Genomic DNA, 16,728 nt, shown 5'->3' with positions numbered 1-16,728 from the left:
ATGCAAACAAATCGTTTTGTACTAGCTGGTACGGGTAGTGGGGTAGGCAAAACTACTTTCACCATTGGACTGATGAAAGCACTACAAAATAAAGGAAAAGTAGTGCAGGGCTTTAAATGTGGCCCTGATTATATCGATCCAACGTATCATACGGCTGTAACAGGTAGAGTATCACGCAATATTGATAGCTGGATGTTCTCCCATGAAGCAGTACGTGATATTGTGGCACGCGCAAGTATGGATGCGGATGTGTCCATTATTGAAGGTGTGATGGGCTTCTATGATGGCAAAAGTCCTTTATCAGATGCTGGCTCTGCCGCAGATATTAGTGTAGTGACAGAGAGCCCTGTTATTTTAATTGTTAATTGTGCAAGTATGGCGCGTAGTGTAGCAGCTGTTGTAAGAGGCTTTCAAGTTTTGTCAGATAAACCGAGGATCGTTGGCGTTATTGCGAACCAAGTGGGCAGTGTCGGTCATTATGAAATCGCCAAGGCGGCTATTGAACAAGAATGTGGCATTCCTGTCATCGGCTATTTAAAACGTGAACAAGGCATCGATATTCCGAGTCGTCATTTAGGGTTAGTACCCGCCATTGAAAGGGGAGAACTAGATTCATTTTTTGATAAACTAGGTGACCTTATGGCAGAAACGATTGACTTGGATCAATTACTTGACTTAACAAAAGCCCCTATCCTACATGAATCAGGTCATTTATTTGCTGAGGAGCCTTCACAAAATATTTGTATAGCGGTTGCAAGGGATGCAGCATTTAATTTTTATTATGAAGAAAACTTAGCTTTGCTACGTGCGAAAGGCGCGACATTACAATTTTTCTCTCCACTTGCCAATGAGCCTGTACCATCAGAAGCAGATGGCCTCTATATTGGTGGTGGCTTTCCTGAAGAATTCGCAGAGACATTGGCTTCACATACAGTCGTGAAAGACTCCATTCAAGACGCTATTGCCAAAGGACTGCCAACATTAGCGGAATGTGGTGGCTTTATGTATTTAACAGAGGCTATTACAAATAGTCAGGGTGAACGCTATGAAATGGTAGGTGTGATTCCAGGGGAAGTGGCTATGCAGACAAAGCTTGCAGCACTAGGCTATCGTGAAATTTTTGGCACAGCAGATAATTTCTTAATCGGTGTGGAGCAAGAAGCGAAGGGCCATGAATTCCATTATTCTAAATATAGTGGTACCCACAACACACCAGCCTACGAGACGATTGGTCGTTTTGGCAAAAAGCAAGAAGGCTATAAACAAGGGAATTTGGTGGCTGGTTATACACATTTCCATTTTGTATCAAACCCAAAGCTAGTTGACAATTGGTTAACAGCTTGTAAGAAGGTGAAAAATGATGACTAATTATTTTCCTATTCATATCAATCTAGAATATAAAACCGTAGTGATTGTAGGTGGCGGACATGTGGCAACGCAGAAGGTAGCCTCTCTATTACCCGCAAAGGCCCATATTGTCATAGTCAGTCCAACCCTACATGATACATTACAGCCACTTGCCGATTCGGGGCAAATTACTTGGAAGCAGAAGGAATTTGAACCACGTGATTTGGATGATGCCATTCTCATTATTGCTGCAACGAATGTGACGGCTGTAAACGAAGCTGTTCAAGAGGCGGCACAGCATTGGCAATTAATCAATCGAACGGATAGACAAAGTGAAAGTGATTTCATTACACCTGCTACTGTTCGTCGTGGCCCATTGGTGTTAACTGTTTCGACATCGGGAGCAAGCCCAAGTCTAGCGCGCAAGATCAAAGCAGATTTAGAAGACCAATTCGATGATGCTTATGATGACTATGTATGCTTTTTACAGCAAGCACGATTAATGATTGCTGCTAAGTATGACAAAGGTCCGCAAAGACGGGCGGCATTACAAGCATTGCTAGAGCCAAGCATTCTGGAATGGACACGTCATGGAGAGATTGATAGACGTGAAGCCTATTTACAACAACTTTTGATGGGAGCGAAGCAATGAAGGAAGGAATAGTATATATCGTTGGTGCAGGTCCTGGGGATCCGAAGCTCATCACTGTGTATGGTCTGGAATGTATTCAAAAGGCTGATGTGATTGCCTATGACCGTCTTGTGAATCCCACATTGCTCGACTTTGCAAAAAAGGATGCAGAGCTCGTTTATTGCGGTAAACTTCCAGGCAAGCACCACCTTATTCAAGATGAAATTAATGCCTTACTTGTTGAAAAAGCACAAGAGGGTAAAGTTGTGACACGTCTGAAGGGTGGCGATCCATTTGTATTTGGACGTGGTGCTGAGGAAGCAGAAATATTAAAAAATCATGGCATAACCTATGAAATCGTTCCTGGTATTACAGCCGGCATTGCTGCAGCTGCTTATGCAGGGATTCCAGTGACACATAGAGACTTCGCAACAAGCTTTGCCCTAGTGACGGGGCATGGTCGTGAAGAAAAAGGACAGGATTTTTTGAATTGGCCAGCATTGGCTACAGGTATTGATACCGTCGCATTTTACATGAGTGTTGGAAATATTGCCTACATTGCTCGCAAATTAATTGAAAACGGACGTCAGGCCACAACGCCAGTAGCGGTCATTGAGTGGGGAACAACTGCTCAACAACGCACGATTACAGGACAGCTAGATGAGATAGCGGCCATTATTGAACGTGAAGGGTATCATAATCCTTCGATGATTGTCGTGGGAGAGGTAGTCAATGTACGTGAGAAAATTCAATGGTTTGAAGAGCAGGGATTAACCTTTTCATAATCATTTCTTAGAAGAGCACAAGGAGGAAGCAACATGACCGTTATCGAAGCATTAAAAAAGCGTAGAGCCATTCGAAATTACACAACACAACCAGTAGAGAAAGAAAAAATTGAGCAAATTTTACAAGCAGCCACCTATGCTCCGAATGACCGTATGCGTGAGCCTTGGCATTTTTATGTTATTCAAGATGAGGCAATGAAGCGTTATGAAGAAATGGCGAGTGCCTATTTACAAGAGCGTTTCCCCACAAAGCCGAACTTAGTGGAAAGCTCTTTAAAGGTTGTGCAAACAACGCCTGTAGCCATTGTTGTTACTGCAGACATTGTCGAAGGTGATACGGATGCGACAGAGGATAATGTTTTTGCCGTATGTAGTGCCATTATGTCCATGTGGCTCACTGCAGATGAGCTAGGTCTTGGTTTTGTTTGGCGTACACGTGGTGTTGGGCTCGTGCATGATTCACGTATGCATGCATTTATTGGTGCAAGTGCCTCTCAAAAAGTAGTCGGTACGATATTTATTGGCTATCCACAAGAGCAGGAGCAAAGCGACAAAAAGCGTACACCATTTGCAGAAAAGACAACATGGCTGTAAGGGGGCTACTCACATGGCAAGAAAAGGCTTGTTTTTAGTATATACAGGTGAAGGAAAGGGCAAAACAACGGCGTCTCTAGGTGTCACATTACGTGCAGTTGGCCGTGGCTTAAATGTGCGCTATATGCAGTTTATTAAATCACCTGAGCGTACGTACGGTGAGCAAATTGCCCTTCGCAAGTTAGGTGTGGAAATGGAGCAAATGGGTATCGGCTTTACATGGACAAAGACACCTGAAGAGCATCGTGCTGCCTTAGCTAAAGCATGGAAAAAAACGAAGGCCGCCCTGCAAGACGACAGTATTGATTTATTGGTGCTAGATGAACTAAACAATGCATTGGCTATCACCAAGTTTCCTATCGATGATGTCCTTCCACTAACAGAAGTCATAGAGGCGATCCAGCAACGTCCATCGACGATGCATTTGGTGGTCACAGGTCGAAGCGCGAACCCTGCCTTAACGGCAATGGCTGATTTAGTGTCAACCATCGATGCAACAAAGCATTACTATGATGAAGGCATCCCAGCGGTGAAAGGGCTAGAATTTTAAAGCCCTTCACCATTGCTGGGTGAAAAATATACGCGCGGAGTGGAGAGAAATACTCGCGGAGCGAAGGGAAATACTCGCGCTTGCCCAAAGAATACTCGCGGAGCGAAGGGAAATACTCGCGCTTGCCCAAAGAATACTCGCGGAGCGAAGGGAAATACTCGCGCTTGCCCAAAGAATACTCGCGGAGCGAAGGGAAATACTCGCGCTTGCCCAAAGAATACTCGCGGAGCGGAGAGAAATACTCGTGCTTGCTCCGAGAATACTCCCGAAATGAAGGCAAACCCGCACAGCTCTAATACAATATACTGCGTTACACCAATAATGACGGAGGAAAGTGACTATGCCAGCTAAATCGATTATGATTCAAGGAACGGCTTCCGATGTTGGAAAAAGTATGATTTGTACGGCACTTTGTCGTATATTTTCGGATGATGGACTAAGTGTTGTCCCGTTTAAATCGCAAAATATGGCTCTTAATTCGTTTGTTACGAAGGATGGTGGCGAAATCGGCCGTGCACAAGGGGTGCAGGCAGAGGCAGCCCGTGTTATTGCGACGACTGATATGAATCCTATTCTGCTGAAACCGAAGCAAGATATGATGTCTGAGGTCATCGTCCATGGTAAGCATTTTTTAAATATGGATGCCAAAAGCTATCGCAATAATTTTGTGCAAGAGGCAATGCCAATCGTTGAAAAATCTGTCCGTACGCTACAAAATACATATGATGTCATTGTCCTAGAGGGGGCAGGTAGCCCAGCTGAAATTAACTTAAAGGATCGTGATATTGCTAATATGCGAATGGCACATTTAGCAGATGCAGCGGTAGTGCTTGTTGCTGATATAGATCGTGGTGGGGTCTTTGCCTCGATTGTTGGTACACTGGCGTTGCTAGATGATGATGAGCGCGCCCGTGTTAAGGGATTAATCATCAATAAATTTAGAGGCATGCGTGAATTATTAGATGATGGTCTTGAATGGGTGGAGAGAGAAACAGGTATCCCGGTGCTTGGTGTGATTCCTTATGTCAATATCAATATTGAAGCAGAGGATTCCCTTGCATTATCGTCATTACGCTTTAAAAAGCCAAAACCAGGCGAATTTACTGTCGATGTAGCGATGATTCGTTTACCCCGTATTTCAAACTTCACTGATATTGATCCCTTTTTCGATGAGCCAGAAGTAGGTGTACGTTTAATTAGCAATGTCCATGAGCTAGGCACACCGGATTTGCTTATACTGCCAGGAACAAAAAGTACAATGGATGACTTAGCTTGGTTAAAAGCACAGGGCTTCGATCAAGCTATTACCCATTTACGTGAGCGCGGCACAAAAATTATTGGCATTTGCGGTGGTTTCCAAATGCTTGGTGAAACATTACTAGACCCTGAAGCAGTGGAGGGAAATGGTGAAGCTGCAAATGGTCTTGGGCTATTGCCAATGGAAACGATTTTTGTAGGCACTAAAAAAACGGTACAAATGACAGGAACAAGAGGGCAGGATACATTGACGGGCTATGAAATACATCTAGGACGTACGAAAATTTTACGTGATGAAGTATCACCTTTTCTACTGCTAGAGGATGGTCGAGAAGATGGCGCAGTGAGTCATGATGAGCAAGTGATTGGTACGTATTTTCATGGCGTGTTCCATAATCGCACCTTTACTCGTCAGCTTGTCAATGAAATACGAGTGAAAAAAGGGTTAATGGCTTTACCGAATGATGTAAAAAGTGATGCAGAACGAAGAGAGGACGCCTATAATATGTTAGCCGACCATGTTCGAGCAAATCTGGATATGAAAAAAATATATGAAATTTTATCTTTAGAGGTATCTATATGACAAGAAAAGGACCATTAGCCATTAATTATGAGGCATTATGGCAGGAGGGCATGAAAGACTGGCATGGAATGATGCCGGAGCGCATGGTCAATGATCAGTTAGAGGAGCAATTTTGGGCTCAATCCGTTGCACGTAAAAAAATAGGACAAACTGATCCTTATGCCCAACGCATTTTTCAGGAGCTTCAAAAAAGTATTGAGCCACAGCATTCTGTATTAGAAATTGGGCCAGGATGGGGTAATTATACGTTTCCATTGGCTGAGCGAGTGGACAAGCTAACCTGTGTGGATAGCTCTGAAAGCATGCTGCATTACTTACAACAGTGTATGCCTCATCAGGAGCATGTTTCATATGTTCATGCGAAATGGGAAAGTCTAGAAAGTGATGAAATTGAGCCACATGATATCGTTTTGGGCGTGAATTGTTTTTATCGGATGTATGAAATTAAAGCCGCCTTATCCCATATGAATCAGCTTGCGAAAAAGCGTGCCATCATTGGCATGACGACAGGTCCTATTCAGCCTCACTATGAGCGATTATATGAAAAGTATGGCTATGAAATTAAGTTTCCTCGTAGAGATTATATAGAATTTTTAAATCTACTGTATGAGATGAATATTTATGCGGATTGTCAAATTATCCCTTTGGAACGTGTCTATGAATATGAAAGCTATGAACAGCTTGTTACAACGCAAAGTAAAAAAATTTTAACGGCAAATGTCCAGCAAGCACATGTGGAAGAAGCTCTCTCACCTTTTATTGAAGAAAAAGAGGGACGCTATTATTATCGTCATGACTTTCATGCAGCCCTTGTCTCATGGCAACCAAAATAAAAGAGAAACCTTTGGAGAAATCTGTTCACCAAGGGTTTTTCTTATTGGGTATGTTAAGGTACAATAAAACGATAGAAACAAGAAGTGAGGTGGCATATGTGCAACTACATTTTTTAGGGACAGGCGCAGGCATGCCTTCAAAAGAGCGAAATACGAGTGCATTGATGATCAAGTTATTAGATGAAGTGAGCGAAATGTGGCTATTTGACTGTGGGGAGGCTACACAACATCAAATCCTACACACATCGTTAAAGCCACGTAAAGTAACAAAAATTTTTATTACACATTTACATGGCGACCATATTTTTGGATTGCCAGGGTTTTTAAGCTCTCGTTCCTTTCAAGGAGGGGATGAGCCTTTAACGATCTTTGGTCCCCCAGGTTTACAGCAATGGATTGAACAAACATTAGCCTTATCTAAAACCCATTTAACGTATCCACTGTATTTTATAGAAGTGCAAGAAGGGATTATTTTTGAGGATAATCATTTTACAATTTATGCACAGGAATTGCGCCATGTTGTACCATGCTATGGGTATCGTATTGAACAAAAGGATTTACCTGGTGAATTATTAATCGACAAGGCACAGGCACTTGGTGTTCCTAAAGGCCCTTTGCTTGGTCAATTAAAAAATGGTTACGATGTTGTGCTTGAAAATGGGCATGTGATTCAAGCAAAAGACGTTGTTGCCCCCTCAAAAAAGGGCTTCACACTGACGATTTTGGGCGATACGAAATATTGCGAAGAGGCCATTCAATTATCAAGGGATGCTGACATCATTGTACATGAAGCGACCTTTGATGGGACACTGACTGCTTTAGCAGCCAGCTATGGTCATGCTACCAATGTGGAAGCAGCAAAAGTCGCACAGCAAGCTGGCGCAGACTACTTGCTTTTAAATCATTTAAGTGCCCGTTTTCTTCCACAGGATTTACCGCAATTTTTGGCAGAAGCACAGGCAATTTTCCCCCAAACATTACTGACATCCGATCAAGCCATTTTTACTTGGCAAAATAATAAATTAATCTAAACTAATTTAAAAAACATCTATTGATTGACATGCAACTAATAGATGTTTTTTATATATAGTTCTTACTATCACTATTTTCAGTTCGACTCATGGAATGTTTGTTACTAGCCAAGGAGAAAGATATTTGCTCAGAAGGCTATACATCAAGCGGAAAATATGAAAAGCATAACTGCATTGATCAACCAATTAAATACAACAGTAGAAAAACGCCAACGATTTGCAGGTAAATATAGCGTTTAAAAGGAAAAATATAGTACAATCGATCCTTCACTTCCCGTATAATTGAAAAAAGGGGTGTGGTTTAATTGAATCAACAAAAGATGCCGCCAGCACTATTGCGATTAATTGTTATTTTTCCAAATGTGCTGAGCTATTTATTACTATTCGGATTAATTATTTTTGTCATCTCGAATTATGAAACGCTAAAAGCAACAAATAATTTAACCGTTTGGATTATTTTTATTATCGTATTAGCACCTGCTGCTGCCTACACGACTTTTAGTATTGTGAAGAAAATTCGGGCAGGTCATATGTAGCTCATCCGTGTTGTTATTAGAATGTATTCTAGTAACAACACATTTTTTTGACAAACTGGACTCTATCATCTATATTTTTGTTAGTCATAACTAACATTTTGGAGGCGTATACAATGAAAAAAGGCACAAAAGATAAAATTCTTGATGCAGCAACAAGTCTAATGACAGAAAGGGGCTATTCGAATGTTTCGGTAAAAGATATTGCTGCCACTGCTGGTGTTAGTGAAATGACTGTCTTCCGTCATTTTGAAACAAAACTAGGAATTCTTCATGCTGTCCTGCAAAGCCACTCATATATCCCATACTTTGAACATTTATTTGCACAAGATTTATCCGGAAACTTAGAGAATGATTTAAAGCAAATTGCTAACACATATCTAGCCTTTATGGAAAAAAATAAACCAATTTTTCTCATTACTACACAAGATAGAAGTATGCTACCAGGGTTAATGGATACAATTTCGGATAACCAAACTAAACAATTACTAAGCTTACTGGCCGTTTATTTTCAATCTCAAATTGAACAAGGAAAGATGAAGGAAATAGATACAAACGGACAAGCCATTGTTTTTTTAACGAGTCTGTTTGGTTTTTTTGTTTCCAATGCGCTATGGGACCAACATTTTCTAAAAGATCAACAAGAAATTTTTATTCAACATTTAGTTGCTACTTTTGTGAGTGGAGTCTGTGTTTAATGGTTCACTCACATAGTTTGCATATATTTTTTAAGTAAAATGTTAGTTATCACTAACTAACATACTATTTAGGGGGAAGTTTCATGAACGAAAAAAGAAATGTCATAGTAGCAATTCTACTATCTGCAGCATTTGTGTCTATTCTCAATCAAACATTATTACTCATAGCTATGCCACCAATTATGAACGATTTCAAGATTGATGCTAATTTAGCACAATGGCTCACGACAGTATATTTATTAACGAATGGTATTCTCATACCTATTACAGCTTTTCTGATTGGTCGTTTTTCCAATCGATTACTGTTAATAGTGGCTCTCACTTTATTTAGTATGGGTACATTTTTAGGCGCCTTTGCCCCAACCTTTACGGTTTTACTTATGGCTCGAGTTATTCAAGCGGCTGGAGCAGGGGTGATCATGCCCTTAATGCAAACGATTTTATTAACGATGTATCCAAAAGAAAAGCGAGGTTCCATTATGGGGCTAGCTGGCCTTGTAACAGGTTTTGCACCAGCAATAGGCCCAACATTATCAGGCTGGATTTTAGAACATTTTACATGGCGACATCTGTTTTTTACTGTCTTACCCGTTTCAGTTATTGTTTTGACTGTGGCCACGATTTTTATGAAAAATGTCACGACAAAAAAAGAGGGGCAGCTAGATGCTCTTTCTATCGTCTATTCTTCTTTAGGTTGGGGTGGCCTGTTATATGGTTTCAGCATCGCAGGAGCTGTTGGATTTCAATCAATGCCAGTACTTGCATCATTAATGGTAGGAGGAATTACGCTGTTTCTATTTATTAGACGTCAGCTTCAATTGCCTAAACCAATGCTTGAATTTCGTGTATTTCAATCCGCCATGTTCTCTATTACAACTTTTTTATCGAGTTTAGTTTATGCCCTCATGATTGGTACACAAATACTTATCACATTTTATATTCAAAATGTACGGCAGCTGTCGGCACTCGAAACAGGGCTGGTTTTATTGATAGGTGCGCTTGTAATGGGTATATTGTCCCCAGTGACAGGGAAGATTTTCGATAAAGTGGGTGGAAAAGGCTTAGCACTGGTAGGGTTCACCAGTATCTTAATTGGTTCAGGTGCTTTCCTAGCATTATCAATGCATACAAAACTTTGGCTACTGGCATGTCTCTTTACGATGATTTCCTTTGGGATTTCAATGATTATGATGCCGCTGACAACCGCTGGCATGAATGCCTTACCTACCCATTTGATGGCACATGCGACAGCGATGAATAGTACATTGCGTATGATCGGTGGTGCATTAGTAACGGCATTACTTGTAACCATCATGAGTACGGTAACTACTTTACAGCAAGAAATGGGTGTTGCTGATGCTATGCTAAATGGCATTCGCACAGCGTTTATTGTCACAACGATTTTAAGTGCTGTGGGACTACTACTGTCTTTATATATGAAGAAGCCAAATGCCAAATAGCCACCATCTCCTTGACGCATAAAAATAGTTTATCGAGAGAAACTAATGGAAGAAGAAGCTTCACAATTTTAGAAAAGAGAGGTGCTTTTTATGAATCCAATAAATTGTGATTTTTCACCAATGAAAGAAACATTAAAAGATGAGCTTCTCCAAGTGATTATGTCCTTACAGCAAAGTGTGCAAGAAATGGATACAGATGCAAATTGTCTCCTTGGCAATTTTGAGAAAATTAAAGAGAGATTTATGACAATTGAAATGAAAGCCGCGACGTTTTATTTAAATTGTTATCTTTCCCCGTTTACAGAAAAGTATCCGGAATTATCACATAGTGTGCAAAATATGTCGTTGAGAAGACATGGTGGTTTAATTGTCATCCAACGACAGGATTCGTTAGTGAATTTGATGCAGCCTGGTATTCATATTGGGGCAGATTTAACGCATTCCTTATTAGAATCCATTTTCTTTCCAGGTAATCCATTACATGATGGAGCGGTACTCGTCAATCAAAATCAAATTGAATCGGCAGCGAATGTACTGCCATTATCAGACCGTCAGACTGGTGAAAAAAAATTAGGAACAAGACATCGTGCAGCGTTAGGATTAAGTGAAGTAAGTGATGCACTTGTGATGGTCGTCTCAGAAGAAACAGGTAGGATTTCTTTTGCTTTTCAGGGAAATTTATACCCGATTACATCACCTGGCATCATATAGGGACTCTCCTCTGTAAAACAATATCTCAAATTCGAGATATTGTTCTTGCAATGTTATCACTTGCGTGGTAAAGTGATAACTAAAGGGAGGATGAAGTCATGAGAAATCATACATTAGGCACATTAACATGGATTCGTATGATGCGCTTTACAACGCAAAGTAACCAGTTATCGAATGAATTTTTAAAGCGTTTCGATTTAACAACGGCACAATTCGATGTGTTAATCCAAATCCAAACGTATGCACCGATCACTCAATCTCAATTAGCAGAGAAAGTAACAGTTACACAAGGTGGCATGTCTCGCATGCTTGCCCGACTTGAAAAAGAGGGACTAATCGAGCGTAAACAAAATTGGAAGACCAAAGCTATCTCATTGACGGCAAAAGGGGAGCAAATGATTGATGCAGCAACACCAAGTCAACTTCACTTCCAATCCTCATTTTTTGAAGAAGTATTATCAGATGAAGAAATAAAATCTTTATATAAAGTGATGACAAAGCTTGAAAAGCATAGCCGAGAAAAAAAATTGCCGCCCGTGTAATTTTTTTTACAACATCACTTGCTTAGTCAAGTGAAAAAGGAGGAACAGTAGGATGAATAAATTAAATGGACACCATCATATATCCATGCTAACGAAAAATGGCAAACAGAATAATCATTTTTATACAACTATTTTAGGGTTACGACGTGTGAAAAAAACGGTGAATCAAGACTCACCATCCATGTATCACTTATTTTATGGTGACTTAACTGGAGCAGCTGGTACAGAATTAACATTTTTTGAAATGCCCGTTGCAGGACGTACAGTGCGGGGCACGAATGCTATTACTCGTATTGGCTTACTTGTACCTAGCTCCGAAAGCTTACTATATTGGAAAGAACGCTTTCAACAGCTAGAGGTAGAACATAGCGATATCACTACTTATGCAGGCAAAGAGGCTTTGTTTTTTGAAGATCATGAGGGATTACGAATGGTGCTGTTAAATCATCAGGGGCATGATACGCCTGCACAATGGCAAGCATGGGATGACAATGATATACCGGGGGAACATCGTATTTTAGGTATGGGGACTGTTGAAATCACTGTACGCTATTTACAAAGAACCGTGAATTTACTACAAGATTTATTTCACTATACAGTTGTTGCAGAAACGGACAAAGAAACGATTCTGCAATCGATAGAAGGAGAAGTGCTTGGAGAAATTGTCGTCAAAGAATTAGAAGGGCCAAGCGAGAAACCTGGTAAAGGCAGTATTCACCATCTTGCATTACGTGTAGCAACGGTCGAGGAATTACAGGAATGGGATACGAAAATTAAGGCACAAGGTTTGGATAGTACAGGTGTCGTCGATCGTTATTATTTCCAAAGTCTTTATTTCAGAGATCGCAACGGTATTTTATTTGAAATGGCGACAGAAGGTCCAGGGTTTACTGTGGATTCAGCAGTCGAAGATCTTGGAAAAGAGCTAGACCTTCCACCCTTTTTAGAAAAGAAACGTGCAGAAATTGAAGCCATTTTAGAACCACTAGAATAAGGAGAGATGAAACATGATGGAAAAATATCGTATCGATCAATCAAAAGGATTGGAATTTGGGCTGTACTCTTTAGGGGATCATATTCCAAACCCATTAACAGGCGAACGTATTTCTGCTCAGCAACGACTAAAAGAGCTAGTAGAGGCTAGTCAATTGGCTGAACAAGCAGGCATTGATGTATTCGGTATTGGTGAGAGTCATCAATCGTACTTTACAACACAGGCACATACAGTCGTGTTAGGGGCTATTGCACAGGCAACGTCCAATATTAAATTATCTAGCTCAGCAACTGTATTAAGTGTTTCAGATCCAGTACGTATCTATGAGGATTTTGCCACAATTGATTTAATATCAGATGGTCGAGCGGAAATTGTAGCGGGACGTGGTTCACGTGTAGGAGCTTACCAATTGCTAGGTATTGATTTACAGGACTATGAAGAAATTTTTGAGGAAAAATTAGAGCTACTTATGAAAATCAATGACGAGGAGCTGGTGACATGGGAAGGGCAATTTCGAGCACCACTTCACCATGCACAAATTTTACCACAGCCCAAAAACGGCTCCTTACCGATTTGGCGAGCAGTTGGTGGTCCACCTGCCAGCGCTATTAAAGCAGGATATATGGGAATTCCGATGATGCTTACAACATTAGGTGGACCTGCTATCAATTTTAAACCATCTGTTGATGCCTATCGAGAAGCGGCAGAACGCAAAGGTTTTGACCCAAATGAATTACCTATTGCCACAACAAGCTTGTTTTATGTAGCAGATACAACAAAAGAGGCATTGCAAGGCATGTATCCACATTTAAATGGTGGTTTCCAAGCCATTCGTGGCGGAGGTTATCCAAAGCAACAATTTGCTCAAGCACCAGATACACGTGATGCTTTAATGGTTGGCAGTAAAGAGCAAATTATTGAAAAACTACTTTATCAGTACGAGCTATATGGCATGCAACGCTTTATGGCACAAATCGATTTTGGTGGCGTACCATTCGATAAAATTATGAAAAATATTGAAATCATCGGTCAGGATATTATTCCAGCGATGAAAAAATATACAGCAAAATAAGGAGTGGCTCATCATGAAAATTGTCGCGCTTGCAGGTTCTATTGTCGGCTCTAAAACAAGAACAGCAACACAGAAAATAGTTGAGATGTTACAAGAAAAATATCCACAGCATGAAGTAACATTACTGGATCTTGCTGACTATCAACTAGTTTTTAGTGATGGACGTAATTACTTCGACTACGAAGGCGATACAAAATATGTGACAGAAACCATTATGGCTGCAGATGCAATTGTTATTGGGACGCCAACATTCCAAGCATCGATTCCAGCGACATTAAAAAATATCTTTGACCTTTTACCTGTCAATGCCTTCCGCGATAAAGTCATCAGTGTCATTGTGACAGCGGGTACATCCAAGCATTATTTAATGGTGGAGCAGCAACTAAAGCCGATACTAGCTTATATGAAAGCACACATCGTTCCGACCTATGTATTTATAGAAGAAAAGGATTTTTTACGCAAAGAAATTGTAAACGATGATGTCCTTTTCCGTCTAGCACGGTTAGCAGAGGATACAGTCATGGTAGCAGATGCCTTTGCAGAAATTCGGGCAAAAAAAGATGCAGAATATGATTTTTAAAGATTATTAGATGAAACGCTGTGTAAGTAGTCTGACACAGCGTTTCTTTTTGCGTCTAAGCTAACTATTTGACCATTCAAACCATCGTGCATGCCCATCTGGACGCGGCATTGTACGTATGGATATGATAGTACCTTGATCTATAAAATCTTGATGAAGTTTTGTATCAAATAAATTGTTATAGCAATGATAAAGAGGCCTCCCCATGCTAATTTCTTTTAATTGCTCTATTAATTTATGACGTAATTCAATGGGGATTTGATTTGCGACATGTGTATGATAAATCACTAACATCGCCTCTTGCTCAATTATTCGACTAAGCTTTTTAATCAGTTGAATCGCATCCCCTTTTATTAACTGAATATCTAATTGATTGATGATGGGGAGGGCCTGTTGGAATAATATTCTACGTTCATGATGTTCAGGCCAAATTAACGCTTGAAGCCATTGACTTTCCACTTTATTTCCAAGATTAATTGGGTTTAAATCGATCCCTATTCTTTGACAAACAATAGGAGATTGGGAAAGGGAGGTAGGCAGTGTTTCACCACGATTTTCCGAGAATAACATATAATCATTTTCCGTATTGATAATGGATAATTGTTGATTGTAGCAATAATTGTAGTGATCCATACCAAGCTGAAGTCCTGCACTTGCGCCTATTTCAATGAAAGCCAATGGTTGTTGATGTTTGGCATAGATTTCAGTCATCATTGGGTAGAGATAGGCACAACGTCGAATTTCATTTGTTTGTACAAGCTTTTCTTGAAACAATGTCGTTAATTCATTTGTATGTGATAGTACGAATGCTTTAAAAATAGGGAACACCTCCTGTATTGGATGAGGGAGGGTGTTAAAGATGCATAATAATTGGTCAAAGGATCATTGGATGTAGCTAATAAATAATGAACTGCTGCCAACAATAAATTGGGCGCAGGCTGATCCTGTGGGATTGAGGAGGCAATGTCTAACAAATCTTCATCATTGGCAATTTTAGTAGCTAAATGTTCATAAAGGGGGCTTGAGCCTTGACATTCCTGTTGAGCAAACATCTGAAATTGACGACTTAATATAGTGTGCGGCATATGATTCTCTCCTTTTTACATACATAATCAAGTTCATCATCAGTCTAATCTTATTGTATAATTTAGTAAATTAAATATATTTAATAAATTTAATTAATATTTTTAATCACTGAGGTGAGATTTTGGAATATAAATGGTTACAATCTTTTATCGTCGCAGCCCAGACTTGTAATTTTCGTACAGCAGCGGAACAACTTCATTTATCTCAACCAAGTATTACGGTTCATATTCAGCAGTTAGAAGAATTTCTGCATGTACAATTATTTAAGCGCGAAAAAAATCGTGTGCAATTAACAGACGCTGGAAAGCTTTTTCAAGTAGAGGCACAGCAAATGGTCAATCAGTGGGAACAAAGCATTGAACGTATTCGATTAGCAAGTAAAGGTATTCAAGAAAAAATCATTATGGCTATGACCCCGTTAATGGTTGAAACGATTCTGCCGCATGTGATCTATCAATTTATCAATGACAATCCTTCACTTGAGATATCAATTTTAGTAGAGGATTCAGCTAAAATAGAGGATTTAGTCAATCAAGATCAAGCTCATATTGGTATTTCATTATTACCAACACGTTATCGACATTGGCATCAAGAGCTGCTGATTGATAGTCCAGTAGAGTTAGTAATCCCCCTAGATGCCTATGATGATGAAACAGGCACTTATATTGATTATGAGGAGTTATTTCAAACGTATACTTTATTTACGCATCATCATCCAACAATTTGGGGAGAGCTATTACGTAAATTAAGAGAAACATATATTTTAACGAAGCAAGTATCCATTTCTCAATCTTATGTGGTAAAAAGGCTAATAAAGGATGGGTTGGGGATGTCGTTTTTACCTCGTATGATTGTGAGAAAAGAACGGATGGAGGGACGGTTTAATATAGTTCCTTTTGAAGATTTCCCATTACCGAGTGTACCCGTATACCTCTTTTATAAGGAATCTACACAAGTACCAGATGGATTATTAGATTTATTGCAAACAAGAAATTATTTATAATTCACAAGATGGTCAAAAATGATTTTGAAATGATGCTGTTCAGTGTAAGGGTTTTCATAGACTTTGTCGAATTGTGGTAGGATCGTTTTTAAAGAGTAGGAGGTCAATAAACATGGTATTTTCTCTATTTAAAAAAAAGAAAGAACCACAGCAGCTAAAAAATAGAGTGGAGTTTTGTATCACTAATTTATCACTTGGTGCGGCAGATGCGTATGATGAATTAGTAGAACGGGATGATATTGAGATAGAGGAATCTGGTTGTACATCTCACTGTGAAATCTGTGAGCAAAGTATTTTTGCGCTAGTTAATGGAGAAGTCGTGACAGCAGAGGACGCAGAGACATTGGTGCAGGCTATTGATGAAGAATTAAAACAAAACCCACTTTTCTAATGAAAAAACAGCTTGCGGGATAACAAGCTGTTTTTTTACTGCAAATC

At 39.8% G+C, this 16,728-nt stretch carries 20 protein-coding genes; 18 read left to right on the top strand and 2 right to left on the bottom strand.

The annotated features are described in order from the left end of the window. The 16 genes from AC6BKE_RS21430 to AC6BKE_RS21355 all read left to right on the top strand — a co-directional run bounded on the left by AC6BKE_RS21430 (position 1) and on the right by AC6BKE_RS21355 (position 14,201). Entirely contained in the window at positions 1 to 1,368 is a 1,368-nt protein-coding gene (locus AC6BKE_RS21430) for a cobyrinic acid a,c-diamide synthase CobB (RefSeq protein WP_499857988.1), read from the top strand. Then, positions 1,361 to 1,999, top strand: coding sequence for a precorrin-2 dehydrogenase/sirohydrochlorin ferrochelatase family protein (locus AC6BKE_RS21425; protein ID WP_058844589.1), 639 nt, complete (start codon positions 1,361 to 1,363; stop codon positions 1,997 to 1,999). Before AC6BKE_RS21430 ends, AC6BKE_RS21425 begins: the two co-directional genes overlap by 8 nt. Continuing rightward, complete coding sequence (gene cobA, locus AC6BKE_RS21420) at positions 1,996 to 2,763, top strand: uroporphyrinogen-III C-methyltransferase (protein WP_036120058.1); 768 nt, start codon at positions 1,996 to 1,998, stop codon at positions 2,761 to 2,763. Before AC6BKE_RS21425 ends, cobA begins: the two co-directional genes overlap by 4 nt. Positions 2,764 to 2,796: 33 nt before the next feature. After that, positions 2,797 to 3,357 (top strand): nitroreductase family protein, encoded by a 561-nt coding sequence (locus tag AC6BKE_RS21415; protein ID WP_036120059.1) that lies wholly within the window; start codon positions 2,797 to 2,799, stop codon positions 3,355 to 3,357. A gap of 13 nt (positions 3,358 to 3,370) precedes the next feature. After that, positions 3,371 to 3,907 (top strand): cob(I)yrinic acid a,c-diamide adenosyltransferase, encoded by a 537-nt coding sequence (locus AC6BKE_RS21410; RefSeq protein ID WP_058844520.1) that lies wholly within the window; start codon positions 3,371 to 3,373, stop codon positions 3,905 to 3,907. Between the two features lie 340 nt (positions 3,908 to 4,247). Continuing rightward, the gene (locus AC6BKE_RS21405) at positions 4,248 to 5,747 is read left to right on the top strand and encodes a cobyric acid synthase (protein WP_499857986.1); all 1,500 of its coding nucleotides are present in this window, start codon (positions 4,248 to 4,250) and stop codon (positions 5,745 to 5,747) included. After that, complete coding sequence (locus tag AC6BKE_RS21400; protein ID WP_499857984.1) at positions 5,744 to 6,580, top strand: class I SAM-dependent methyltransferase; 837 nt, start codon at positions 5,744 to 5,746, stop codon at positions 6,578 to 6,580. Before AC6BKE_RS21405 ends, AC6BKE_RS21400 begins: the two co-directional genes overlap by 4 nt. 98 nt (positions 6,581 to 6,678) lie before the next feature. Further along, on the top strand, positions 6,679 to 7,611 hold the full coding sequence (rnz, locus tag AC6BKE_RS21395; RefSeq protein ID WP_499857981.1) for a ribonuclease Z: 933 nt from the start codon (positions 6,679 to 6,681) through the stop codon (positions 7,609 to 7,611). A 305-nt stretch (positions 7,612 to 7,916) separates the two neighbouring features. Then, positions 7,917 to 8,147 carry a hypothetical protein gene (locus AC6BKE_RS21390; RefSeq protein WP_036120078.1) on the top strand — a complete coding sequence of 77 codons (231 nt, stop codon included), beginning with the start codon at positions 7,917 to 7,919 and terminating at the stop codon, positions 8,145 to 8,147. A 113-nt stretch (positions 8,148 to 8,260) separates the two neighbouring features. Then, positions 8,261 to 8,842 carry a TetR/AcrR family transcriptional regulator gene (locus tag AC6BKE_RS21385; protein ID WP_036120081.1) on the top strand — a complete coding sequence of 194 codons (582 nt, stop codon included), beginning with the start codon at positions 8,261 to 8,263 and terminating at the stop codon, positions 8,840 to 8,842. A gap of 83 nt (positions 8,843 to 8,925) precedes the next feature. Beyond that, on the top strand, positions 8,926 to 10,302 hold the full coding sequence (locus AC6BKE_RS21380) for an MDR family MFS transporter (RefSeq protein WP_499857978.1): 1,377 nt from the start codon (positions 8,926 to 8,928) through the stop codon (positions 10,300 to 10,302). A 90-nt stretch (positions 10,303 to 10,392) separates the two neighbouring features. Further along, entirely contained in the window at positions 10,393 to 11,013 is a 621-nt protein-coding gene (gene cdaS, locus AC6BKE_RS21375) for a sporulation-specific diadenylate cyclase CdaS (protein WP_036120087.1), read from the top strand. Positions 11,014 to 11,111: 98 nt separating this feature from the next. Beyond that, the gene (locus AC6BKE_RS21370) at positions 11,112 to 11,555 is read left to right on the top strand and encodes a MarR family winged helix-turn-helix transcriptional regulator (RefSeq protein WP_036120090.1); all 444 of its coding nucleotides are present in this window, start codon (positions 11,112 to 11,114) and stop codon (positions 11,553 to 11,555) included. Between the two features lie 52 nt (positions 11,556 to 11,607). Next, complete coding sequence (locus tag AC6BKE_RS21365) at positions 11,608 to 12,549, top strand: ring-cleaving dioxygenase (RefSeq protein WP_499857976.1); 942 nt, start codon at positions 11,608 to 11,610, stop codon at positions 12,547 to 12,549. A 16-nt stretch (positions 12,550 to 12,565) separates the two neighbouring features. Beyond that, complete coding sequence (locus AC6BKE_RS21360) at positions 12,566 to 13,621, top strand: LLM class flavin-dependent oxidoreductase (protein ID WP_499858334.1); 1,056 nt, start codon at positions 12,566 to 12,568, stop codon at positions 13,619 to 13,621. 13 nt (positions 13,622 to 13,634) lie between these two features. Continuing rightward, positions 13,635 to 14,201 (top strand): NADPH-dependent FMN reductase, encoded by a 567-nt coding sequence (locus tag AC6BKE_RS21355; RefSeq protein WP_058844525.1) that lies wholly within the window; start codon positions 13,635 to 13,637, stop codon positions 14,199 to 14,201. Positions 14,202 to 14,261: 60 nt separating this feature from the next. Here AC6BKE_RS21355 and AC6BKE_RS21350 read toward each other — a convergent pair whose 3' ends face one another. Both AC6BKE_RS21350 and AC6BKE_RS21345 read right to left on the bottom strand, forming a co-directional pair. After that, positions 14,262 to 14,975: a DUF2332 family protein gene (locus tag AC6BKE_RS21350; RefSeq protein ID WP_499857975.1), complete on the bottom strand. Its 714-nt coding sequence runs from the start codon at positions 14,973 to 14,975 to the stop codon at positions 14,262 to 14,264. A gap of 5 nt (positions 14,976 to 14,980) precedes the next feature. Continuing rightward, complete coding sequence (locus AC6BKE_RS21345; RefSeq protein WP_499857974.1) at positions 14,981 to 15,286, bottom strand: DUF2332 family protein; 306 nt, start codon at positions 15,284 to 15,286, stop codon at positions 14,981 to 14,983. A gap of 122 nt (positions 15,287 to 15,408) precedes the next feature. Between AC6BKE_RS21345 and AC6BKE_RS21340 the strand changes: the two genes are divergently transcribed. Then, positions 15,409 to 16,290, top strand: a complete 882-nt coding sequence (locus tag AC6BKE_RS21340) for a LysR family transcriptional regulator (protein ID WP_499857973.1) — start codon at positions 15,409 to 15,411, stop codon at positions 16,288 to 16,290. 112 nt (positions 16,291 to 16,402) lie between these two features. After that, complete coding sequence (locus AC6BKE_RS21335) at positions 16,403 to 16,681, top strand: DUF1450 domain-containing protein (protein WP_141903656.1); 279 nt, start codon at positions 16,403 to 16,405, stop codon at positions 16,679 to 16,681. The last annotated feature ends 47 nt before the right edge of the window (positions 16,682 to 16,728 follow it).

The sequence above is a fragment of the Lysinibacillus sp. COL-1 genome (assembly GCF_059814265.1).
This window is presented reverse-complemented; position numbering and strand designations above follow the sequence as displayed.